The 21,942-nt window shown below is 69.4% G+C and carries 21 protein-coding genes; 15 read left to right on the plus strand and 6 right to left on the minus strand.

Going from position 1 to position 21,942, the window contains the following annotated elements:
- Positions 1-101 precede the first annotated feature (101 nt).
- Positions 102-644: an OsmC family protein gene (locus tag A5789_RS13895; RefSeq protein ID WP_063018837.1), complete on the plus strand. Its 543-nt coding sequence runs from the start codon at positions 102-104 to the stop codon at positions 642-644.
- An 88-nt stretch (positions 645-732) separates the two neighbouring features.
- Complete coding sequence (locus A5789_RS13900; protein ID WP_063018859.1) at positions 733-2,058, plus strand: bifunctional o-acetylhomoserine/o-acetylserine sulfhydrylase; 1,326 nt, start codon at positions 733-735, stop codon at positions 2,056-2,058.
- A 218-nt stretch (positions 2,059-2,276) separates the two neighbouring features.
- On the opposite strand, the gene A5789_RS13905 is transcribed toward A5789_RS13900, so the two are convergent.
- On the minus strand, positions 2,277-2,984 hold the full coding sequence (locus tag A5789_RS13905) for a hypothetical protein (protein WP_064906803.1): 708 nt from the start codon (positions 2,982-2,984) through the stop codon (positions 2,277-2,279).
- Between the two features lie 100 nt (positions 2,985-3,084).
- Between A5789_RS13905 and A5789_RS13910 the strand changes: the two genes are divergently transcribed.
- The 6 genes from A5789_RS13910 (at position 3,085) to A5789_RS37825 (ending at position 9,655) form a co-directional block, all read left to right on the plus strand.
- Entirely contained in the window at positions 3,085-4,155 is a 1,071-nt protein-coding gene (locus A5789_RS13910; protein ID WP_064906825.1) for an iron ABC transporter permease, read from the plus strand.
- 194 nt (positions 4,156-4,349) lie between these two features.
- Positions 4,350-5,384 carry an iron chelate uptake ABC transporter family permease subunit gene (locus A5789_RS13915; protein WP_082940706.1) on the plus strand — a complete coding sequence of 345 codons (1,035 nt, stop codon included), beginning with the start codon at positions 4,350-4,352 and terminating at the stop codon, positions 5,382-5,384.
- Positions 5,381-6,271 (plus strand): ABC transporter ATP-binding protein, encoded by an 891-nt coding sequence (locus A5789_RS13920; RefSeq protein WP_064906802.1) that lies wholly within the window; start codon positions 5,381-5,383, stop codon positions 6,269-6,271. Before A5789_RS13915 ends, A5789_RS13920 begins: the two co-directional genes overlap by 4 nt.
- Positions 6,272-6,348: 77 nt before the next feature.
- A complete protein-coding gene (locus A5789_RS13925; protein ID WP_051024559.1) occupies positions 6,349-6,786 on the plus strand; it encodes a BlaI/MecI/CopY family transcriptional regulator in 438 nt (145 codons plus the stop codon).
- Between the two features lie 63 nt (positions 6,787-6,849).
- Positions 6,850-7,827: a M56 family metallopeptidase gene (locus A5789_RS13930; protein WP_063013103.1), complete on the plus strand. Its 978-nt coding sequence runs from the start codon at positions 6,850-6,852 to the stop codon at positions 7,825-7,827.
- A gap of 286 nt (positions 7,828-8,113) precedes the next feature.
- Positions 8,114-9,655, plus strand: a complete 1,542-nt coding sequence (locus A5789_RS37825) for a DEAD/DEAH box helicase (protein ID WP_369828778.1) — start codon at positions 8,114-8,116, stop codon at positions 9,653-9,655.
- Between the two features lie 236 nt (positions 9,656-9,891).
- On the opposite strand, the gene eutC is transcribed toward A5789_RS37825, so the two are convergent.
- A complete protein-coding gene (gene eutC / locus A5789_RS13940; protein WP_082940702.1) occupies positions 9,892-10,731 on the minus strand; it encodes an ethanolamine ammonia-lyase subunit EutC in 840 nt (279 codons plus the stop codon).
- Complete coding sequence (locus A5789_RS13945; protein ID WP_064906801.1) at positions 10,728-12,149, minus strand: ethanolamine ammonia-lyase subunit EutB; 1,422 nt, start codon at positions 12,147-12,149, stop codon at positions 10,728-10,730. Before A5789_RS13945 ends, eutC begins: the two co-directional genes overlap by 4 nt.
- Before the next feature lie 143 nt (positions 12,150-12,292).
- Between A5789_RS13945 and A5789_RS13950 the strand changes: the two genes are divergently transcribed.
- Positions 12,293-12,820: a DUF1992 domain-containing protein gene (locus tag A5789_RS13950; RefSeq protein ID WP_063013107.1), complete on the plus strand. Its 528-nt coding sequence runs from the start codon at positions 12,293-12,295 to the stop codon at positions 12,818-12,820.
- On the opposite strand, the gene A5789_RS13955 is transcribed toward A5789_RS13950, so the two are convergent.
- Positions 12,817-13,275 (minus strand): PPOX class F420-dependent oxidoreductase, encoded by a 459-nt coding sequence (locus tag A5789_RS13955; RefSeq protein ID WP_030517704.1) that lies wholly within the window; start codon positions 13,273-13,275, stop codon positions 12,817-12,819. The two genes, A5789_RS13950 and A5789_RS13955, sit on opposite strands and share 4 nt — an antisense overlap.
- A gap of 68 nt (positions 13,276-13,343) precedes the next feature.
- Here A5789_RS13955 and A5789_RS13960 point away from each other — a divergent pair, with 68 nt between their 5' ends.
- The 4 genes from A5789_RS13960 (at position 13,344) to A5789_RS13975 (ending at position 18,460) form a co-directional block, all read left to right on the plus strand.
- On the plus strand, positions 13,344-14,780 hold the full coding sequence (locus tag A5789_RS13960) for a GuaB1 family IMP dehydrogenase-related protein (protein WP_063013256.1): 1,437 nt from the start codon (positions 13,344-13,346) through the stop codon (positions 14,778-14,780).
- 341 nt (positions 14,781-15,121) lie between these two features.
- Complete coding sequence (locus A5789_RS13965) at positions 15,122-16,504, plus strand: hemolysin family protein (protein WP_064906822.1); 1,383 nt, start codon at positions 15,122-15,124, stop codon at positions 16,502-16,504.
- Positions 16,497-17,561 (plus strand): hemolysin family protein, encoded by a 1,065-nt coding sequence (locus tag A5789_RS13970; RefSeq protein ID WP_030517707.1) that lies wholly within the window; start codon positions 16,497-16,499, stop codon positions 17,559-17,561. The genes A5789_RS13965 and A5789_RS13970 overlap by 8 nt, the downstream gene beginning before the upstream one ends.
- A complete protein-coding gene (locus A5789_RS13975; protein ID WP_064906800.1) occupies positions 17,558-18,460 on the plus strand; it encodes a hypothetical protein in 903 nt (300 codons plus the stop codon). Before A5789_RS13970 ends, A5789_RS13975 begins: the two co-directional genes overlap by 4 nt.
- A gap of 19 nt (positions 18,461-18,479) precedes the next feature.
- On the opposite strand, the gene A5789_RS13980 is transcribed toward A5789_RS13975, so the two are convergent.
- Together A5789_RS13980 and A5789_RS13985 are read right to left on the minus strand one after the other, a co-directional pair.
- Positions 18,480-18,953: a nuclear transport factor 2 family protein gene (locus tag A5789_RS13980; RefSeq protein WP_030517709.1), complete on the minus strand. Its 474-nt coding sequence runs from the start codon at positions 18,951-18,953 to the stop codon at positions 18,480-18,482.
- A gap of 56 nt (positions 18,954-19,009) precedes the next feature.
- Complete coding sequence (locus tag A5789_RS13985; RefSeq protein WP_227463122.1) at positions 19,010-19,384, minus strand: hypothetical protein; 375 nt, start codon at positions 19,382-19,384, stop codon at positions 19,010-19,012.
- Between the two features lie 256 nt (positions 19,385-19,640).
- Between A5789_RS13985 and A5789_RS13990 the strand changes: the two genes are divergently transcribed.
- Together A5789_RS13990 and A5789_RS13995 are read left to right on the plus strand one after the other, a co-directional pair.
- Positions 19,641-21,218 (plus strand): LVIVD repeat-containing protein, encoded by a 1,578-nt coding sequence (locus A5789_RS13990; protein ID WP_030517711.1) that lies wholly within the window; start codon positions 19,641-19,643, stop codon positions 21,216-21,218.
- The gene (locus A5789_RS13995; RefSeq protein ID WP_064906799.1) at positions 21,219-21,869 is read left to right on the plus strand and encodes a DUF305 domain-containing protein; all 651 of its coding nucleotides are present in this window, start codon (positions 21,219-21,221) and stop codon (positions 21,867-21,869) included.
- Positions 21,870-21,942 lie beyond the last annotated feature (73 nt).

The raw sequence follows: 21,942 nt of genomic DNA on the forward strand, positions 1-21,942 counted from the left end.
GTACCGCAGCGGCATACGCACTCACGGCGATCCGGCTACGGTTGCGATCACGGCGAGCGCAACCCTCGCTCCGGCCCCCGCGCCGCCCTACCGTGGCGGCCATGACAGCCGCATCGGACACTCCGCTCAACGACATCGTCGACGCCACCGCACAGGCCGTGGCCGGCGATCCGGCGAAGGCGCAGGTCCTGTTTTCCGCTGCCGGAGTCGCGGAGGGCGCCGTCGGCAGCGCCGTCACGGCCGGCACGTATACGGTCCGGGTGGACGAGCCGGCCGCGCTGGGCGGCGCGGGCACCGCGCCGAATCCGGTCGAGTTCTATCTGGCGGCGCTGATCTCGTGTCAGGTGGTGACCTACCGGTTCTGGGCGCAACGACTCGGCATCGTCGTCGACGATCTGCGCATCGAGGCCGAGGGCGACCTCGACGTGCGCGGCTTCTTCGGACTCGACGACAGCGTGCGCGCCGGGTTCCAGCAGGTCCGGGTGAATGTGCACATTCGTGGTCCGGAGCCGGCGCAGCGCTACGCTGAACTGCAGGCCGCCGTGGACGCTCACTGCCCGGTTCTCGATATCTCCACCGGGCCGACGCCCGTGCTGACCACACTGATCACACCGGAGTTGGAAAACTCCGCAGTTCCCGCCTGATTCTTCACGAATCGGGCATTCTGGGGCGGCGCACCGCCGCCTCGTGCGCGACGATCCATCCCATCTACACATTTTGGAGCTGAAACCCATGACCGACTCCGTCGAGCCGAACGATCCGGCGCAGAACTGGAGCTTCGAGACCAAGCAGGTCCACGTCGGCCAGATTCCCGACGGCACCACCAATGCTCGCGCGCTGCCGATCTACCAGACCACCTCCTACACCTTCCGCGATACCGATCACGCGGCGGCGCTGTTCGGTCTGGCCGAGCCCGGCAACATCTACACGCGCATCATGAACCCCACCCAGGACGCGGTCGAGCAGCGCATCGCCGCCCTCGAGGGTGGTGTGGCGGCGCTGCTGCTCTCCTCGGGCCAGGCCGCCGAAACCTTCGCGATCCTCAACATCGCGGGCGCCGGTGACCACATCGTGTCGAGTCCGCGCCTCTACGGCGGCACCTACAACCTGTTCCACTACACGCTGCCGAAGCTGGGCATCGAGGTGTCGTTCGTCGAAGATCCCGACGATCTGGACCAGTGGCGCGCCGCGATCCGCCCGAACACCAAAGCGATCTACGGCGAGACCGTGTCCAACCCGCAGAACCACATCCTGGACCTGCCGGGCCTGGCCGAGGTCGCCCACACCGCCGGTGTGCCGTTCATCGTGGACAACACGGTGCCGACCCCGTACCTGATCCAGCCGCTGAAGCACGGCGCCGACATCGTCGTGCACTCGGCGACGAAGTACCTCGGCGGCCACGGCGCCGCGATCGCCGGTGTGATCGTCGACGGCGGCACCTTCGACTGGACGGTGACCGACGAGCAGGGCAACTCGCGCTTCCCCGGCTTCACCACCCCGGATCCCAGCTACCACGGCGCGGTGTTCGCCGATCTGGGTGCGCCGGCCTACGCACTGAAGGCACGCGTGCAGTTGCTGCGTGACCTCGGCTCCGCGGTGGCCCCGTTCAACGCGTTCCTGATCGCCCAAGGCCTCGAGACGCTGAGCCTGCGGGTGGAACGGCATGTCGCCAACGCGCAGGCGGTGGCGGAGTTCCTCACCGAGCGGCCCGAGGTGACCAGCGTCTTCTACGCGGGCCTGCCGTCGTCGCCGTGGTACGAGCGCGGCCGGGAACTGGCCCCGAAGGGCACCAGCGCGATCGTCGGCTTCGAGCTGGCGGGCGGCGTGGACGCGGGTAAGCGGTTCGTCGACGCGCTGACCCTGCACAGCCATGTCGCCAATATCGGCGATGTGCGTTCGCTGGTCATTCACCCGGCCTCGACCACGCATTCGCAGCTGACGCCCGAGGAGCAGCTGGCCGCGGGTGTGACGCCGGGCCTGGTCCGGCTCGCGGTGGGCATCGAGGGGATCGAGGACATCCTCGCCGACCTGCGGACCGGTTTCGCCGCCACGCACTAGTTCTCGCCGATGCCCGGTTCGCCGCCCCCGGCGGTGGGCCGGGCATCGTCGTGTCAGCGAAACAGGCACCGGCACTTCGAGATTCGGGGGCGTCGCTCGGAAACGACGCGGCGGGCCCTTCGTGACGAAGGGCCCGCCGCGGGCAGTGGACCGGGGAGTCAACCGCAGCCCTCGGGACTCTCGCTCGATCCGGACGCCGAGTCGAGTGTAGGTCAGGCTTACCTAACCAAGCAAGAGCGACGCACCGGCAACCCGCGATCGGCCAATGCCAGTAGCAACGCCTGCCCCCGCTCGATCCCGGCATCCGCGCCGGTCCGCGCCAGTTCCGGAACATAGGTGGCCGCGCCCACGACGGTTTCGCCCACGAGATTCCAGAATCGCGCCCGGCTCAGCCCCGCGCAGCGCTGCAGGCTCTCACACACCAAGGTCAGCGCCGCCTCGCAGCGATGCGCCAGCCACACCGACAGCGCCCGATCACACGGCAGCGTCACCACACCCGGTCGCCCTGCCAGCGGATCACCCGCCACCACGCGAATCGTCGTGTCCGACAGGCCCGCCCAGTCCAGCCCGCCGTCGTTGTCGCTGTGCACCCACAGATTCTCGAGCCCCGGATCCCAGGCGCGGTTGTCGCAGACCATCAGCGCGACCACCCGGCCGACCACGGCATGGATCAGCGCGGTGGCGACCACCTCGGCGGCGATCTCGGCGCTGACCATCTCCGCCGCATGCCGGCGATACATCAGCTCGATGCGACCTTCACGCACCCCGTCGGCCAGTCGCCACCACCGCCGACGGCCCTGTTCGGCCATCGCCGCCATGGCGTAGACGCGCGGATGCCCGGGCTGCAACGCGCGCAGCCGGACACAGATCTGTTCGAACGCCAGCTCCGGACGGCGAGCCGGGAAAATCGTCACTGGTTCGGACATCGAACCCCCTCAACGTTCGGCATTGCGGTCGGCAACGAAAGATAGGTTAGGCTTACCAGAGTTGTACGGCGACAGGTCGCTGCGCAAGTGTTCGATCGCCATGAAACGCGTCACCCAGGAGTCGTTCGCCGCCGTGTCCGCCGCAGTCATCACCCCCCGTCGCCGTGCGACCGGCCTGGCACTCCTGGCCGGGGTGCTGCTGCTCGCGGTCGTCGCCGGACTCGCCGTCGGCGCGAAATCCCTGTCCCCGGCCGAGATCTGGCACGCCGTCTCCTGTCCGGACGGCGTGCCGTTCACCTGCCCCGCGGACGGGCAGGCCGACCGGATCGTGCGCGAATTGCGCCTGCCCCGAACGGTTCTCGCACTGCTCACCGGCGCCGCACTCGGTATCGCCGGTGCGCTGATCCAGGGCTACACGCGCAATCCGCTCGCCGATGCGGGATTGCTGGGTCTCAACGCGGGTGCGGCGTTCCTGGCCGCGCTCGGCATCCATCTGTTCGCGCTCACCCAGCCGAGCCAGTACATCTGGTTCGCCTTCGCCGGAGCACTGGCGGCCGGGGTGGTGGTGTTCGGCGCATCGGCGAGCGGCGGCAGCCGATCCACCCCGTTGACGCTGGTCCTGGCCGGTGCGGCGGTCACTGCGCTGCTGCAGGCGCTGACCAACGCGGTGATCCTGCTCGATCCGGCCGCGCTGGACACCTACCGCTTCTGGGTGGTCGGCACTCCCGCCGGACACGAACCCGCGGTCGCGGCCCAGGTGGTGCCGTTCATCCTGGCGGGAACGGTGCTGGCGATCCTGGCCGCGCCCGGGCTCAACGCGATCGGACTCGGCGAAGATGTCGCGCGCGGGCTCGGGGTGAACATCGCGCGCAACCGCGCGATCGGGCTCACCGCGGTGGTGCTGCTGACCGGCGCCGCGACGGCCGCGGTCGGCCCGATCGCCTTTCTCGGATTGGTCGTTCCGCACCTGGGCCGCATGATCACCGGCCCGGATCACCGCTGGCTGATTCCGTATTCGGCGCTGCTCGGGGCGATCGTGCTGCTGTTGGCCGATGTCGTCGGCCGGGTGATCGCGCCGCCCGGCGAGTTGCAGGCCGGTATCGTGCTGGCCGCGATCGGCGCACCCTGTTTCATCGCCCTGGTGCGCCGCCGGAAGGTGGCCGAATTGTGAACGCGCGCAGCGATATCCGCACCTCCGGGGCCGGCACGGAATCGGGTACCGAGCCAGGGGACGGAGACCGACGGGCCGGGGACGCCGGCAGCGAAGCGGCGGCCGGCTCGGTCGGCGATTCGACGAGCGCTCCCGGCGCGGACCGACCCGGCGTGGCGCTGGCACGGGTCCGGCCGGCCGTCCGGGTCGCCGGAATGTCTGCGGTCCTTCGCCTTTCGATGCTGCTGACGTTGCTGGCCCTCGCCGCCGCGATCGTGGTGCTGTTCGTAGTGGACATCTCCGTCGGCGACTATCACATCGCCCTCGCGCGGGTGCTGGACGTGCTGACCGGCGGCGGCACCCGTTCGCAACGCTACGTCGTCATGGAATCGCGGCTGCCACGCGCGGTGACCGCGCTGGTGGCCGGAGCGGCGCTCGGCATCGCGGGCGCGATCACGCAGTCGATCCTGCACAATCCGCTCGCGAGCCCCGACGTCCTCGGCATCACCTCCGGGGCGAGCTTCGCCGCGGTCGCCGTGCTGGCCGGTGCGGGCGGCACCGCCACCGGAATCGTCGCGTCGCTGGGCGTTCCGCTCGCGGCGCTCGCGGGTGGACTGGCCACGGCCGCATTGATCGGCGTCCTGGCGCTGGGCCGCAACAGCGGCGGCGACACCGGACTGAGCGGAATGCGGTTCATCCTCATCGGGATCGGGGTCAACGCGCTGCTGCTGGCCGGTATCAACTGGCTCGTCACGCGGGCGAGCCTCGACGACGCCGCCCGGGCGCAACTGTGGCTCACCGGCTCGCTCAACGGCGCGGACTGGAACCGGACGAGTGCGGCGGCGGCCGGACTCGTCGTCGTGGTTCTCATCGCGGCGGGTTCGGCGCGCACCCTCGCCGCACTGCGCTTCGGCTCCGACACCACTCGCGCGCTCGGTGTGCGCGTACAGACCCAGCAGTTGGTGCTGATCGGCGCCGCGGTGGCGGCGGCGGCCCTGGCCACCGCGGCGGTCGGCCCGCTGGCCTTCGTCGGGCTGGCCGCGCCGCAGATCGCCCGCCGGCTGCTGCGCACCCCCGGGGAGCCGGTCATCGGCTCGGCGCTGACCGGGGCGCTGATCGTGATCGCCGCCGATGTCGCGGCCCGAACCGTCGTACCGGTCGACTTGCCGGTCGGCCTGGTCACCGCCGCGTTCGGCGGACCGTTCCTGCTGTTGCTGCTGATACGCGTGAACCGGAAGGCGACATTGTGAGCACCCGAACCCCGCACCGGAACACCGGCAACGACGACGCCCACCGCCTCGCCGCGGAGAACATCACCCTCGGCTACGGCGGCCGTGTCATCGTCGACGGCCTCAGCGTCGATATCGAACCCGGCCTCATCACCACGGTGATCGGCCCGAACGGCTGCGGCAAATCCACACTGCTGCGCGGACTGGGCCGGCTGCTGCGGCCGAACGCGGGCCGAGTCCTGTTGGACGGCAAGGCGATCGCCACCATGAAAACCCGCGACGTCGCCCGCATCGTCGGCATGCTGCCGCAGACACCGGTCGCGCCGGAGGGCCTGACCGTGGCCGATCTGGTCGCGCGCGGCCGCCACCCGCATCAGTCCTGGCTGCGCCAATGGTCGGCCGACGACGAAACCGAGGTCGCGCACGCCCTCGCCCAGACCGGCGTGTCGGAACTGGCCGACCGCACCCTAGACGAACTGTCGGGCGGGCAGCGCCAGCGGGCGTGGATTTCCATGGCACTGGCCCAGGGCACCGATATCCTGCTGCTCGACGAGCCCACCACCTATCTGGATCTGGCCCACTCGCTGGAAGTGCTCGACCTCGTCGACCGGCTGCACGACGATCTGGGCCGGACCGTGGTCATGGTGTTGCACGATCTGAATCTGGCCATCCGCTACAGCGACCGGCTGATCGTCATGTGTGAGGGCCGCATCGTCGCCCAGGGCGCGCCGAGCGAGGTGATCGACACCGAACTGTTGCGGACGGTCTTCGGCCTGCGTGCCGAGGTGCACACCGATCCGGTGTCGGAGCGCCCGATGATCGTGCCCATCGGCGCGCGGCACGTCGTCGGCGCCGTCGGCGGACCGCGCCCGGACGATGCCGCAACGAGTTCCCCGACCGGTTTATGAAAAATCCCACATAGCTACCGACCGGTTACGACGAACTGTAGTACGCATTTGTGTCGTTGCCTCCGTAAGCTGGAGGGATGGCAGGTCTTGGTGAACTCGAGAAAGCGGTCATGGACCAGTTGTGGTCGGCCGATGAACCGCAGACGGTACGGCAGGTCCATGAAGCCCTCGCCGCGCGCCGCGAGCTCGCGTACACCACGGTGATGACGGTGCTACAGCGACTGGCGAAGAAGAATCTGGTCGTGCAACAGCGCGACGACCGGGCACATCGGTACGCGCCCGTGCACACGCGCGACGAACTCGTGGCCAGTCTGATGGTCGACGCGCTACAGCAGGCCGACGAAGTCGGGTCCCGCCGCGCCGCGCTCGTGCACTTCGTCGAACAGGTCGGAAAGGATGAGGCTGCCGCACTCCGCGATGCACTCGCTAAGCTCGAAGCAACCGAGACCGCGCGCAACCCGTCCGAGGACGAGAACACCGCATCCGACGACAACGGAGTCGCCCCGCCGCAGTAGCTGCGTGGTGCTCTCCGGCGCCGCGATCTCGGGCCCCTGGCCCCACAACGCAGTGAGCTGAGTATGAACGCAACAGCGCCGGTCTTCGCCGGTCTCGCCTTGCTTCTCGCGGGACCGGTCCCGGCTCTGCTCAGCCGAGCCACCTGGCCGTACCGGACTCCCCGCGCGGCGCTGGTGTTGTGGCAGGCGGTCGCGCTGGCAGCGGTGTTGTCGGCGTTCGGATCCGGGCTGGCCATCGCCAGTCTGCTGCTGGTCCCGGGACCCGACGGTCGCCCCACCACCTCCCCGACCAAGGAGATCGACGCGCTCGGCCTGGGCCTCTGGCTGATCTACGTCGTGGTCTTCGCGCTGACCCTGCTGGTCGGCGCACGCCTGATCTACGCCGCGATCCGGGTCGGCGTGCACACCCGCCGCCGCCGGGCCCGGCACCGGATGCTGGTCGACCTGCTCGACCAGGGCGGCGACATCGGGCACGGCGATCTGATCGCGGCCTCGCCGCTGGCCGGTACCCGTGCCGCGGATATCCGCGTCCTCGCCGCCGCCGAGCCCATCGCCTATTGCCTGCCCGGTCTGCGCCAGCGCGTGGTGCTCAGCCAGGGAACGTTCGCGAACCTGTCGAAATCCGAACTGACCGCGATCGTCAGCCACGAGCGTTCGCATCTGCGGGCGCGCCACGACCTGGTGCTGGAGGCGTTCACCGCCGCGCACGAGGCATTCCCGCGGGTGGTACGCAGCAAATCCGCGCTGGATTCGGTGAAGCTGCTGATCGAACTGCTCGCCGACGATTCCGCCGTCAAGGTCACCGGACCCACCCCGCTGGCCCGCGCGCTGGTGACGTGCTCGAATTCCACCGCCCCGCAGGGAGCCATGGCCGCCGGCGGGCCCACCACACTCATCCGCATCCAGCGCCTGACCGGTCCGCTCGGCGATCTGCGCATCGCGACCGCGGCCTACGCGACGGCCGCCGCGATCCTGGTGGTGCCGACCCTCGCGGTGGCGATTCCGTGGCTGGTCGAATTGAACCGGTTGCTGAGTGCCTGAGCGGCGGCGTTCCCCGGGAGCTCACGGCCGGCACGCGAACAATCGCGGGGACAAGCCTTTCGGACGCGGCGGCCCCCGGGGCGCGCGATCCTCGGAAGCTTCCGGGCGGGCCGGGTCCGGCCGGCCGGCGGGCGAGCGCACGGGACGATCGGACCGCACACCGGATGCCGGAGACCGGGCGCCGAAGGACCGTCGCCGAGCCGGGCGCTCCGAACTCTCGACCTCATCGCCGGGCGGCGAAGCTTCTCGCGGTCCGGCCGCGGGGCCCGGATTCGCGGAACTCGGCCTGCCGGTCGAACTGGTGCAGGCGTTGCGGCGGGAGCGCCTCGAGACCGCATTTCCCATTCAGGCGGCGGCCATTCCGGATGTGCTCGCCGGTCGCGATGTGCTGGGACGCGCGGCCACCGGTTCCGGCAAGACCCTGGCCTTCGGCCTGCCGATGCTGGTCCGGCTGCGGCGCGGCGCGTCCGCACCGCGCCGCCCCCGTGCGCTCGTCCTCGCCCCGACCCGCGAGTTGGCCCTGCAGATCGAGACGGCCCTCGACGAGACCGCGCTGTCGCTGGGCCTGCGGGTGGCGACGGCCGTCGGCGGTGTGCCGATCAAACGGCAGGCCGATCGCCTGAGCCGCGGCGTGGACCTGCTGGTAGCGACCCCCGGCCGGCTCACCGACCTCATCGACCAGGACAAGGTCGGCCTGGACGCGATCCGCGTGGTCGCGATCGACGAGGCCGACCACATGGCCGAACTGGGCTTCGTCGACCAGATCCGCACGATCCTCGACCGCTTGCCCGCCGGCACTCAGCACCTGCTCTTCTCCGCGACCTTGGATGCCGCCGTCGACACGCTGGTGCACACCTATCTGAACGACCCCGTCCATCACGACGTCACGACCACCGCGGAAACGCGGGCGCCTTCGCCCGGGCACGCCGCGGCCCGCCCGGGCTCGCAGGCAACCGATTCGGTGGTCGCTGCGGAGAGGGCCGATGCTCCAGCTGCCATTGCGGCCGGAACTCCCGCGGTCCGCAAATACGCTGAAAGACAAGAGAATTCACCGCACCCGGCTGCCGGGACCGGCCGGGAAGCCCGGCCGCAAGTGGCGAGCTCGCCGACGACGTCGACTGTCGAACCCACTCCCGCCGATGGGATCGGCAGACCGCCCACCGGAAATGATTTCAGCGGGCTCTCCCCTTCCGGTACGGCGAAACTCTCCCACTACCTCCTCCAGATGCGAGCGACCGACAAGCGCGCAGTGGTCGCGGAGATCGCAGCGCGCGACGGGCGCACTCTGCTGTTCGTGCGCACCCAGTACGGTGCGGACAAACTCGCCGGGCGGCTGCGGGAAGCGGGCGTCGGCGCCGTCGCGCTGCACGGCGGGCTGAGCCAAGCGCAGCGTACGCGCACCTTGGCCGCGTTCTCCTCCGGTGCGGCACCGGTTCTCGTCGCCACCGACGTGGCCGCACGCGGCATCCACGTCGACGACGTCACGCTGGTGGTCCACGTCGATCCCGCCGCCGATGCCAAGGACTATCTGCACCGCTCCGGCCGCACGGGCCGCGCGGGCGCGAGCGGCACCGTGGTCACGATCGGCACCGATACGAGCGCGGACACCGTGCTCCGCGACGCCGCGGTGGTATTCGAGCACGTGCGCATCCGCCCCGGCGACCCCCGGCTCGCCGTCTTGGCCGGGGCCCGCCCGCCGACTGGACGCCCGGTCCCGGATCCGGCCGCCGCCCCGCCTCGGACGGTCGACACGCAAGAAGCCGACACACGCGCAAGGCCCCGGCGAAACACCCGGCCGCCACACTCCCGCAACCGCCGCGCCAACTGAATCACCTACCGGGACAACCCAACCCCGTCGACGCGGCAGCGTGCCGGCGACCGACGTCGGTCCCGGTTTCCGACTGCGAACCGTTGATTCGGCCTACCGTGCCATCATCACCGACCACGCCCCTCGTCCCCCGCGCCCGCATCCGCACCGGACGGAACCGGCGAGAAGGGCACGGTTCGCTCCTACCGCACCTCTCGGTATGGCGCACTTTCGACCGTGCAGCGTCGCTTTCGCTGTCAGCGCTCCGGAATGGCTTCCACCACAGTGGTTTTCACCGCATCGGCGGCAGACCCGTCCTTCAGGTCCACGCCGGATCGTCCCAGTGCACGCGCACCCGCTACCAGACCCGCGACGACGGTGGCCGCCTGTCGATACCCCAGACCCTCGGGCGGGTGAATATTCGACACGCAGTTGCGTTCGGCGTCGGTGCGGCCCGGTCGGGGGCGGTGGGTGAGGTAGATGCCGAGACTGTCGGCCACCGACAGACCGGGGCGTTCGCCGATCAGCACCAGCACGGTGCGCACGCCGAGCGCAGCGCCGAGATGATCACCGATCGCCACCCGCGCCTGCGTCGCGATCACCGGCGGGGCCAGCGTGTAGTGCGGGGCGAGTTCGTCGACCAGGGCCGCGAGCAGATCCGGTCCGTGTGTCGCGAGCGCACTCGGGGACAAACCGTCGGCCAGAACGAATCCCACATCGAAAGCACTGGGCGACAGAGGCTTTCGTACCGCCGAGGAGTCCTCGGGTTCTCGTCCGAGATCGGGCCGGCGCAGATACTCCGCACGGTCTCGGGCCCGGCTGCGTACCCGGATCGGCGTCCCGACGTCCAGCGCGGCGACCCGTTCGCACAGCGCATCCACGTCCACGCAGGTGTGCACCGCGTCGCGCGCCGCCGCATGCGCGGCCCGGAATTCCAGTACGCGCGCGGTGGGCAGTGCGTCACCGGTGCGCCCGAGCCCGATCCGCGCCTGCGTCGTCCCACGCAATTCCCGCCAGAACAACTCGCTGTCCGCACCTGATCGACGCGCATCGCGCACCTGTCCGGCTCCGGCCGGATTCGTCCCGGTGGCGCTCATCGCGGCCCCGCCAATTCCCGCAGCGGCGAGGTCAGCGGTTCCACCGCGGCGATACCGCCCGCGGCATCGAGCATGCCCAGTCGCGCGAGCCACTGCTCGAACTCCGGCGCGGGCGCCAGGCCCAGCAGGCGGCGCACGTACAGCGCGTCGTGGAAACTGAGGCTCTGGTAGCCGAGCATCACGTCGTCGGCCCCCGGCACCGCGATCACGAAGGCGACACCGGCCGCGCCGAGCAGCGTCAGCAGGGTGTCCATATCGTCCTGATCGGCCTCGGCGTGGTTGGTGTAGCAGACGTCGACGCCCATCGGCAGGCCGAGCAGTTTGCCGCAGAAGTGATCCTCCAGCCCCGCCCGGACGATCTGTTTGCCGTCGTACAGATATTCCGGGCCGATGAAGCCGACGACCGTGTTGACCAGTAACGGCTCCAGTTCGCGTGCGACGGCGTACGCACGCGCCTCGAGCGTCTGCTGATCGACGGGTCTGCCGCCGGTACCGAAATGCGCGCCCGCCGACAGCGCCGAGCCCTGCCCGGTTTCCAGATACATCACGTTGTTCCCGACGGTTCCGCGCCCCAACGATCGTCCGGCCTCGTTGGCCTCGCGCAGCAGCGACAGATTCACCCCGAAGCTCGCATTCGCCGCTTCCGTCCCGGCGACGGACTGAAAGACGAGATCCACCGGCGCCCCCGCCTCGATCAACCCCAGCGTGGTGGTCACATGGGCGAGCACGCAGGACTGGACCGGAATGTCGAATCGGGTCCGCACCTCGTCGAGCAGCGTCAGCAGCTCGGCGGCGGCCCGCGGCGAGTCGGTGGCCGGATTCACGCCGATCACCGCATCCCCGCAGCCGAGCAGCAATCCGTCGAGCACCGCCGCGGCGATACCGCGCGGATCGTCTGTGGGGTGATTCGGCTGCAGCCGGGTGGCCAGCCGGCCCGGCAGTCCGATGGTGGTGCGGAAACCGGAGCGCACCTCGGCGGCCCGCGCGACCGCGATCAGATCCTGATTGCGCATCAGTTTGCTCACCGCCGCGACCATCTCCGGCGTCAAACCCGAAGCCACGGAACGCAATGCCGCTGCCGGTGGATCCGCCTCCGATCCGGCGGCCACCGCGAGCAGCCAGTCCCGCAGGCCGCCGACCGACAGCTGCGCGATCGGCGCGAAGGTCGCGCGATCATGTGTGTCGAGAATCAGCCGGGTGACCTCGTCGGTCTCGTAGGGCACCACCGGGTCGTTCAGGAAGTCGCGCAGCGGCACCTCGGCCAGCGCCCACTGCGCCGCGGCGCGCTCCGCGTCCGAACTCGCCGCGCACCCGGCGAGTTCGTCACCGCTGCGCAGCGGTGTCGCCTTGGCCAGCAGGTCGGCCAGCCCGTCGAAGGCGTAGGTCCGGCCGTGGAGGGTCTGCTGATACCGCGTCATCGGTCTCCTCCGGATCGGCGTCCTGTCCACCCTCACCGCCGGTGGTGGCTGCCAGCGTACCGCCGCACCCACACCCCTCGATGTCCGTTATGTCCCAACGCGTTACGATCGGGTAAGCACTCCGGCATTGCGAGGAGGCGCACTTGACCGAACGCAAACCGGCCGGCATGGGTTTCGAATCCTGGATCGACAAGCAGATCCGCGAGGCCACCGAACGCGGTGAATTCGACAATCTGGCCGGAACCGGCAAACCGCTGCCCGGCGTGGGCGAGCCCTACGACGAGAACTGGTGGCTGAACAACTACCTGCGCCGCGAAGGTGTGGGCGGCGAGGCGCTGCTGCCGACCTCATTGGTGCTGCGCCGCGATCTGGAGCGGTTACCCGAGCGGGTCGCGGAGATGGATTCCGAGGCCGAGGTCCGCGCCTATGTGTCCGATCTCAACATCCGCATCGTGGAATGGATCCGGATGCCGCACGGCCCCCACGTCCGCCTCGCACCCGCCCGAGCCGACGAGGTCGTCGCGCGCTGGCGCGCCGACCGGCACACCCGGCAACGAACGGCCGCCCCCAGCGGAAAAGACTCTCTCGCAACCACTTCCACGCGGCGCCGGGACGGCCACCCGCGGTGGTGGCGCCGACTGCTCCGCCGCGACCGCCCCGGCGCCGCCTAGTCCTGAGACGGCGGGAATCCACCGGTGGCGACCGGCCCCCACCGCTCGACCTCGATGCGGATCAGCGATTTGTTCTGCCGCGCCATCGCCGCGCGGTAGTCCTCCCAATCGGGATGCTCGCCCGCGATACAGCGGTAGTAGTCCACCAGTCCGTCCAGCGCTTCCGGCATGTCGAGTACCTCGGCACGCCCGTCGATCTGGACGTACGGACCGTCCCAGTCGTCGGACAGCACACAGATCGACACCTGCGGATCGCGGCGCGCGTTGCGGGTCTTGGCCCGTCCGGGGTAGGTGGAGATCACGATCCGGCCCGCCTCGTCGACGCCGCAGGTCACCGGCGACATCTGCGGGGCGCCGTCGGCGCGCGTGGTGACCAGGACACCGCGATGACGCTGGCGGGCGAAGTCGAGCAGTTCGGTCCGGTCGACCTCCGTGGCGGTCGCGATCCGTGGCATGGGCGATCCTTTCTCGACGGTCCTCTTGCAACCACCCTGCCATGATCGATTCCCCTACAATGGCCGGAGTGCAGTTTCTCCCAGGACACACGCCGCCGTACGACCTCACCTACGACGATCTGTTCCTCGTACCCAATCGCACCGATGTGTCGTCGCGGTTCGATGTGGACCTGTCCACCAGCGATGGAACCGGCACTACCATCCCCATCGTGGTCGCGAACATGACCGCGGTCGCCGGACGCCGCATGGCCGAAACGGTCGCGCGCCGCGGCGGCATCGTGGTGCTGCCGCAGGATCTGCCGATCAGCGCGGCCTCCGACACCATTTCCTTCGTCAAGAGCCGTTCGCTCACCGCCGACACCCCGGTCACCCTCGGGCCGGATCATTCGGTGTCGGACGCGCTGGCCCTGATCCACAAGCGCGCCCATCGCGCCGTGGTCATCGTCGAGAACGACAAGCCGGTCGGCGTCGTCACCGAATCCGCCTGTGCCGATGTCGACCGATTCGCGCGGTTGCGCACGGTCGCCGACGCCGATTTCGTCAGCGCCGCCGCGACCACCTCCCCGCGTGAGATCTTCGGCCTGCTCGAGGCCGCGCACGCGACCCTCGCGGTGCTGGTCCACGACGACGGCACCCTGGCCGGTGTCATGACGCGCACCGGCGCGGTCCGCGACGGCATCTACACCCCGGCCGTGGACCGGAACGGCACGCTGCGCATCGCGGCCGCGGTCGGTGTGAACGGCGATATCCCGGGCAAGGCGAAGGCTCTGGTCGACGCCGGCGCGGACGTCCTGGTCATCGATACCGCCCACGGTCACCAGGAGAAGATGCTCGAGTCCCTGCGCGCGGTGGCGGACCTGAAACTGGGCGTGCCGCTGGTGGCGGGCAATGTGGTCTCCGCGGCCGGAACCCGCGATCTGGCCGAGGCCGGGGCCGACATCGTCAAGGTCGGCGTGGGCCCGGGCGCCATGTGCACCACCCGCATGATGACCGGTGTCGGCCGCCCGCAGTTTTCCGCGGTCGCCGAATGTGCCACGGCCGCAAAGGATCTCGGCGTGCACATCTGGGCCGACGGCGGAGTCCGCCATCCCCGCGACGTGGCGCTGGCGCTGGCCGCGGGCGCGTCGAACGTGATGATCGGCTCCTGGTTCGCCGGTACCTACGAATCGCCCGGTGATCTGCGCATGGACCGCGACGGCAACGCCTACAAGGAGAGCTTCGGCATGGCCTCCAAGCGCGCCGTGGCCGCCCGCACCGCCGCCGACAGTGGATTCGATCGCGCCCGCAAGGCGCTGTTCGAAGAGGGCATCTCGTCCTCCCGGATGCGACTGGACCCGGAACGTCCCGGCGTCGAGGACCTCATCGACCACATCTGCTCGGGTGTGCGCAGCGCCTGCACCTACGCCGGGGCCCGCACGCTCGCCGAACTGCACGAGAAGGCGGTGCTCGGCGTGCAGTCGGCCGCCGGTTTCGCGGAAGGACGCCCGCTGCCCTCGGGGTGGTGAGGCTCACCACACTCGGCGCGGCTCGCGGAGGGCGATCCGGCAGGATCCGGCACACACCGGGCGTCTCCGCGTTCGCCGCGAGCCCGATCCGCCGCACGGGAGGGGTCGCGGCGCGCCGCGCCGCTCGGTCGCCGCGAAGATCCCGGTAACATAGGCTGTGCCGACCGGCGGACCTCCGCCGACCGGCATTGCGTTTAGTTCGGCTCGTCCACTTGCGAAAGGAACCAGTTGTCACCCGCGTCCGAGGGCGCCACACAGGAGGGCTCCTCTACCGAGCCGGGTGACCAACCCGGCGCCTCCGTCTCCGCAGATCCTCCGTTACCCGGTGGGCGGTGCCGATCGTGTCCGTAGTGCTCACCATCGTCAGCCTGCTGGGATTCATCGCACTCACCGCGGGCACGGCGATCTTCGTCGCTGCCGAATTCTCGCTCACCGCACTCGAGCGCAGCACCGTCGAAGCGCACGCCCGCGAGGGCGACCGTCGCGCGCGCCAGGTTCGCCACGCGCACCGCACCCTGTCGTTCCAGCTGTCGGGCTCCCAGCTCGGCATCACCATCACCACCCTGGTCACCGGTTATATCGCCGAACCGGTGCTGGCCCGGCTCATCGAGCCGATCTGCACCGCGCTCGGCGCGGGCCCCGGGACCGCGCAGGGCGTTTCCCTGTTCATCGCGCTGGTGCTGGCGACCTCGCTGTCGATGACCTACGGCGAGCTGGTCCCCAAGAACATCGCGATCGCCAAACCGCTGACGACCGCGCGCTGGACGGCCGGTCCGATGATCGTGTTCACCACGGTCTTCTCCTGGCTGATCAAACTGCTCAACGGCGCCGCGAACTGGGCGGTGCGCCGGCTGGGCATCGAACCGGCCGAGGAACTGCGGTCGGCACGCTCGCCGCAGGAGCTGGGTTCGCTGGTGCGCACCTCCGCGATGCGGGGCTCGCTCGATCAGCGCACCGCCCTCGTGGTGGACCGCTCGCTGCTGTTCGGTGAGCGCAGCGCCGAGGATCTGATGACGCCGCGGGTGAAGATCGAAACACTGGATCAGAACGACACCATCAGCGACCTCATCGCCGCCGCCGGCCGCACCGGCCTGTCCCGTTTCCCGGTCATCGACGGCGATCTGGACAACACCCTCGGCATCGTGCACGTCAAACAGACATTCCTGTATCCGGTCGCGCAGCGCGGCACCATCGCGCTGTCCTCGATCGCGCGGCCGGTGCCGATCGTGCCCGCCAGCCTCGACGGCGACACCGTGCTGGAACGGGTGCGCGCGGACGGGATGCAGCTCGCGCTGGTCGTCGACGAATACGGCGGCACCGCGGGCCTGGTGACCATGGAGGACATCATCGAGGAGATCCTCGGCGACGTCCGCGACGAGCACGACGAGGAGGAACTCGACGTGCGCCGCACCGCCCTGGGCTGGAACTGTTCCGGGCTGCTGCGCATCGACGAGGTGTCCCGGGCCACCGGCTACGACGCGCCCGAGGGCGAATACGACACCCTCGGCGGACTGGTCCTGACCACCCTGGGCCGGATTCCGCTGGCCGGCGACGAGGTGCTGCTGCCCACCCCGAGCGCGACCAACGGGCACGCGATGCAGCCGCACACCCACGGCGGCTGGCTGGCCCGGGTGGAACGCATGGACGGACGACGCATCGACCGGGTGCTGCTGCAGCCGGTGGACGCCGATGCGGTGACGACGTGGGAGCTCAGCCATGGGTGATCTGTTCGGACTGTTGCTCACCGTCGTTCTGCTCGGCGCCAACGCCTTCTTCGTCGGCGCGGAGTTCGCGCTCATCTCCGCCCGCCGTGACCGGCTGGAAACCCTTGCCGCCCAAGGTAAACGGGGAGCCGGCACGGTGATCGGCGCGGCCGAGCATCTGTCGATGATGCTGGCCGCCGCCCAGCTGGGCATCACCATCTGTTCGCTGCTGCTGGGCCGCATCGGCGAACCGGCGATCGCGCATCTGCTCGAGCGCCCGTTCGACCTGGTCGGCGTGCCGGATCAGCTGCTGCATCCGGTGGGATTCGCGCTGGCCCTGGGCCTCGTGGTGATCTTGCACATGCTGATGGGCGAGATGATTCCGAAGAACATCGCCCTGGCCGGGCCGGAGCGGGTGGCGTTGCTGCTGGTGCCGATCATGCTGTGGTGGTTGCGCCTGGCCCGTCCGCTGATCGGCCTGTACAACCTGGCGGCCAATCTCACCCTGCGCGCGCTGCGCATCGAGCCCAAGGACGAGCTCGACGCGACCGTGTCGTCGGTGGAGCTGGCGGAGATGATCGGCGAATCCCGCTCGGAAGGTCTCATCGACGAGGAAGAGCATCGCCGTCTCACCCAGGCGCTGGGCACCACCGACCGCATCGTCGCCGATGTGATGGTGCCGCTGGCCACGACGCGCTGCGTGCCGCTGCGCGGCGACGGCACCACCCTGGGCGATATCGAATCCGCGGTCGCCGAGACCGGCTTCTCCCGCTATCCGGTGCGCGCCGGCGACGGCTCCCTGGTGGGCTATCTGCACGTCAAGGACGTGCTGGACAAGGTGGCCGACGATTCGGCCGGGCCGTCGACCCCGATCCCGCGCACCGATATCCGGCCGCTGCCGACGCTGAGCATGGGCACCACGCTCTACGAGGCGCTGGCCCGGTTGCGCCGCACCAACAGCCATCTGGGCCGGGTCATCGACACCCGCGGCAATACCGTCGGCATCGTCGCCCTCGAGGATCTGGTGGAAGAGTTCGTGGGCACCGTGCGCGATGCCACCCACCGGGTGGCGGAATGACCGTGGACGCGACACCGGCTGCGGCGCAGGACCTTCGGGTGCTGCCGCCGACGCAGTGGCGGAACCGGGCACAGGCGCACAGGGACCGGGTCGACGAGATGGTCGGCCCGTACCTGCGGCAACGCGCCGACGGCCGCAAACATCCGGTGATCGACTTCCTGTTCACCTATTACGGGCACAAACCGGCCCAGTTGCGCCGCTGGCATCCGGGTTTCGGCGTGGCTCTGGCCGATGCCGAGGAGTACGCGCAGCGCCGCGGCTATCACCGCGTCGAGACGGCCGCCGGCCCTGTCCATACCGCCGACCCGGCCTTTCTCGACCGCCGCCGCGACACCGTCGAATTCGTCGCGGCCCTGCTGGCAGCCACCGCAGCACGGCCGGCGCAACTGTCCTGCTTCGGATTACACGAATGGGCGATGGTCTACCGCAGCGACGATGTGCGCCACCGGCAGGTCCCGCTGCGGCTCGGCCGTGCCGGCACCGACGCCGTGGTCGATTCGATGTCGTTGCGCTGCACGCACTTCGACGCCTTCCGCTTCTTCACCCCCGAGGCGGCGCCGCATAATATCGAACAACTCACCCGCGACGACCAGATCCGCCGGGAACAGCCCGGCTGCCTGCACGCGGGAATGGATCTGTACAAGTGGGCATTCAAGCTGGTCCCGCTGATCGATTCGGATCTGCTGCTGGACTGCTTCGCCCTGGCCTGCGCCGCCCGCGAAATCGATATGCGCGCCAGCCCGTACGACCTCACCGACTACGGCTACCGGCCGATCGCCATCGAAACCCCCGGCGGCCGTGCCGAATACGTTCGCGCCCAGTCCGAGCTGGCCCGGCGGGCGGAGCCGTTGCGCACCGAACTGCTCGGCCGTTGCCGGGCACTGCTCGGGCCGTCCTGAGCGGACGGCGCCGAGCGGCTCAGTTCGCGCGGCGGATACTCAATTCCGCCGTGGCGTCGTAGATCCACGACATATCCGCCGCCGCGAAATCCGCCAGCCACGTGGGCGGCGCTGCCGCGGTAAGGGTTTCGAAGTTCCAGTAGTCCTTCCACAGCGAGACGCGCCCGTCGCGGACCCGGTGCACGGAGACGAACGGCAGCTCGGCGCGCTCGCCCGTCGGCCACACCCAGGTTTCGGAGTGCTCGTAGATCACGTCCGGGCCGTCGGCGACCAGCAGCCCGTCGTGATTGGTGTATTCGGACAGCCCGGCCAGTCCGATGCGCAGGCGTTTGACGGTATCGGCCGGCCCCTTCGCGGCCAGCGTGGGACCGGTCGGCACGTCGAGGTAGATGCAGTCCTCGGTGAGCGATGCGGCCACTGCGTCCCAGTCGCGCCGGGCCAGCGCCGCCCACAGCCGCCGCACGACCGCGCGCGGATCATCGTTGTCGGACATACCTTTTCCTCGCTCTCCGGATTTCCGGTTGCTTTCCGGTCCCGCGCCGGGCGCGGTTACACCACCGGGTCGATGGTGGCGTTGATGGTGTGAATGGTGCCGTCGGGAATGACGAAGGTTTCGGTGATGTCGACGGTCATCAACCGCACCCCGGCGACACCGGAGTCGAGCAGATAGCGCGCGGTCACCACATCACCGCATTCGGTCATCCGCAGATCGCGAATGTCCTGAATCACCGAATACTGGACGCCGTGATTCAGTTCCTGTGTCAATTGCGGGCCCGAATAGCCCGTCTTCAACCCGGCTTCGACACGGGTGGCGTCCGGCGCGAACGGCACCGCGCTCGCATCGTGTGAGACCAGCGCATCGATATACGCGCGGGCGACGGCCTGCCGGGGCGTATCGGCCGGATTCGGTGCTGCCGCAGCCATTCCCACTCCGGCGTTCAACGCGGCAGCCACCGCACCCGATATGACTGCAACGTGTTTCATTCCCATTCGCCGAGTTTGTCTCACGTGTTGCTGTGGCGCAACAGCTCGGTGGCCCCGGACGGCTTTCCCCGAAAACAGACCCGATGAGAAGGTGGGTGGGTTACCGTTTCGATGCATTGCCCGCAACCGGCGGTACCGACTACCTCCGCGCGCGGGACGCTTAACCCGTTTCACTGTGGAAGGTGGGGGTCCCGCAATGGCGCGGAGGTCTAGCAGGCGCACGCCCAAACCACTCATCGCCGCGGCCGCGGCCCTACTCGCGGCCGCGATTCTGCCGGTCGGCGGCGCGTCGGCGGATCTGCAATCCGATATCGCCACCCAGGTGCAGCAATTCCTCGATATCGGCAAGGTCGCGGTGCCCCCGGCCGACTGCGGCCCGGGCTCGCGACCGGAAACCGGTATGCAGGGCGATGTTCCGGCCGCCGACCGCGCCTCCGGCCGCAGCACACAGGGCTACAGCTGCAATATGTCGTTCGTCGGCGGATATGCCGGCCACGGCGCCGGCATCACCTCGACCACCTACGACCACTGCTCCTACACCGGCTCGTTCTTCCCCGGCGATCTGCTCGGTCCCGCCCAGGGCGTGCAGGTGATCGACGCCTCCGATCCGGCGCATCCGGTGTTGAGCACCACCCTCACCGAACCGGCGATGATGGCCGGAACCTGGGAGAGCCTGAAGGTCAACACCGCGCGAAAACTGCTGGTGGGCACCGGAGTTCCGTTCCTGGAGGGCACCGGCTACCTGTCGGTCTACGACATCTCCGACTGCGCGCATCCGCGGCTGCTCAATCCGGGGCCGGGCACCAACCTGGCCATGCCCCTGCCCATCACCACCCACGAGGGCGGCTTCTCCCCCGACGGCCGGACCTATTGGGCCTCGGGCATCGCACCCGGCTTCGTCAGCGCGGTCGACCTCACCGATCCGGCGAATCCGCACGTGATCTGGCAGGGGCTCACCGGCATCGAGGCGCACGGCTTCGGCATCAGTCCCGACGGCAACCGCATGTATCTGTCGGCGCTGGGCGGATTCACGGTGCTCGATATCAGCGCGGTTCAGCGGCGCGATCCGAATCCGCAGGTCAACCACATCGGCCGGGTGTTCTGGACCGACGGCTGGGCAACCCAGCACAGCGTGCCGGTGAGCTACGACGGCACACCGTATCTGTTCACCGTCGACGAGGCGGGAGCCGGCGGGGTGAAACTGGTCGACATCTCCGACGAGAACAACCCCAAGGTGGTCGAGAAGATCAAGTTGCGGATCGATCTGCCGGAGAATCAGGACAGCATGCTCGCCTCCTCGATGGGCGGTTCGGTGTTCTCCTACGACCCGCACTACTGCGCGGCCGACCGTCCCGAGAATCCGACGGCACTGGCCTGCGGGTGGGAATCGTCCGGCATCCGGGTGTTCGATGTGCGCGATCCGTTCCAGGTGCACGAGATCGCCTACTTCAATCCGCCCGCCCGCACCGGACAGAATCTGCAACTGTGGAACTCGCCGCACGCACTGGGTTCGCTGATCGGACCACCGGCATTGGAAGGCTTTTCGGTGGCGCGCGCCATTCTGGACGGGAAATTCGATCCGGCCCAGGCCCTGTCACCGCGCACCGGGATGCTGGCCTTCGGTGACGTGTCCTCCGACTGGTGTTTCGCGCCTCCGGAATGGCACGGCAGCCAGCTGTGGACCTCCTGCAACGACAACGGATTCATGGTGTTGCAGCTGGACAACGACGTGTATTCACCACCGGCCGACCAGCATTCGATCGTGGGGTCCTAGATGTCGCGATGGCTGCGCTGGGGCTCCTCTGCGGCGGCGGCGTTGATCCTGTTGGTGATCGGCGCTGCGCTGCGGCCGGTCGTCCTGCCCGAGAACCACACCGCCGCACCGGTTCTCGACGCCACCGAAATCGGATTCGCCCAGGATATGACCGCTCACCATCAGCAGGCGATCCAGATGGTGCAGCGTCTGGACCCCAGGGTCGACCCACAGGTACTGCGGCTGGCACAGCAGATCGACCAGTCGCAGCGGGTGGAGATCGGCACGATGCTCGGATGGCTGCGCCTGGCGAACGCCGCCCCGATGTCGGATCACCCGATGGCATGGATGAGCGCGGATACGGTTTCCGCACACCATCACGCGGCGAGCGGGCCCGCCACCACCGCGTCGGCGGCCGGCATGCCGGGAATGGCGAGCACGGCCGAACTGGACCGGCTCTCGGCCGCCCGGGGGCGTGACGCGGAAATCCTTTTCCTGCAACTGATGTACCGCCATCACGAGGGCGGTATCGCGATGGCTCGCGCCGCCGACCGGCAGATCGCCTCCGGCCCGGTGAAGGAGCAGGCCCGGGCCATGCTCGTCGCCCAGAGCCAGGAGACCGGGTTGATCGCGCTGATGCTGAACCAGCGCGGCGCGCAACCACTCCCCTAGGCCGATTCCGGCGGCCATGGTCGACCACTTCCTTGTCCGCAGGTTCGGCGGCCGCGGCGAGAGGGCCGGTCCG

It is taken from the genome of Nocardia sp. 852002-51101_SCH5132738 (genome assembly GCF_001665695.1).
Classification (GTDB): Bacteria; Actinomycetota; Actinomycetes; order Mycobacteriales; family Mycobacteriaceae; genus Nocardia; species Nocardia nova.

What these genes read in the sequence shown, in the direction of transcription:
- A5789_RS13895 (WP_063018837.1), top strand. Translation starts at nt 102, where the DNA reads ATGACAGCCGCATCGGACACTCCGCTCAACGACATCGTCGACGCCACC.
- A5789_RS13900 (WP_063018859.1), top strand. Translation starts at nt 733, where the DNA reads ATGACCGACTCCGTCGAGCCGAACGATCCGGCGCAGAACTGGAGCTTC.
- A5789_RS13905 (WP_064906803.1), bottom strand. Translation starts at nt 2,984, where the DNA reads ATGTCCGAACCAGTGACGATTTTCCCGGCTCGCCGTCCGGAGCTGGCG.
- A5789_RS13910 (WP_064906825.1), top strand. Translation starts at nt 3,085, where the DNA reads ATGAAACGCGTCACCCAGGAGTCGTTCGCCGCCGTGTCCGCCGCAGTC.
- A5789_RS13915 (WP_082940706.1), top strand. Translation starts at nt 4,350, where the DNA reads ATGTCTGCGGTCCTTCGCCTTTCGATGCTGCTGACGTTGCTGGCCCTC.
- A5789_RS13925 (WP_051024559.1), top strand. Translation starts at nt 6,349, where the DNA reads ATGGCAGGTCTTGGTGAACTCGAGAAAGCGGTCATGGACCAGTTGTGG.
- A5789_RS13930 (WP_063013103.1), top strand. Translation starts at nt 6,850, where the DNA reads ATGAACGCAACAGCGCCGGTCTTCGCCGGTCTCGCCTTGCTTCTCGCG.
- eutC (WP_082940702.1), bottom strand. Translation starts at nt 10,731, where the DNA reads ATGAGCGCCACCGGGACGAATCCGGCCGGAGCCGGACAGGTGCGCGAT.
- A5789_RS13945 (WP_064906801.1), bottom strand. Translation starts at nt 12,149, where the DNA reads ATGACGCGGTATCAGCAGACCCTCCACGGCCGGACCTACGCCTTCGAC.
- A5789_RS13955 (WP_030517704.1), bottom strand. Translation starts at nt 13,275, where the DNA reads ATGCCACGGATCGCGACCGCCACGGAGGTCGACCGGACCGAACTGCTC.
- A5789_RS13970 (WP_030517707.1), top strand. Translation starts at nt 16,497, where the DNA reads ATGGGTGATCTGTTCGGACTGTTGCTCACCGTCGTTCTGCTCGGCGCC.
- A5789_RS13975 (WP_064906800.1), top strand. Translation starts at nt 17,558, where the DNA reads ATGACCGTGGACGCGACACCGGCTGCGGCGCAGGACCTTCGGGTGCTG.
- A5789_RS13980 (WP_030517709.1), bottom strand. Translation starts at nt 18,953, where the DNA reads ATGTCCGACAACGATGATCCGCGCGCGGTCGTGCGGCGGCTGTGGGCG.
- A5789_RS13985 (WP_227463122.1), bottom strand. Translation starts at nt 19,384, where the DNA reads ATGGCTGCGGCAGCACCGAATCCGGCCGATACGCCCCGGCAGGCCGTC.
- A5789_RS13990 (WP_030517711.1), top strand. Translation starts at nt 19,641, where the DNA reads ATGGCGCGGAGGTCTAGCAGGCGCACGCCCAAACCACTCATCGCCGCG.
- A5789_RS13995 (WP_064906799.1), top strand. Translation starts at nt 21,219, where the DNA reads ATGTCGCGATGGCTGCGCTGGGGCTCCTCTGCGGCGGCGGCGTTGATC.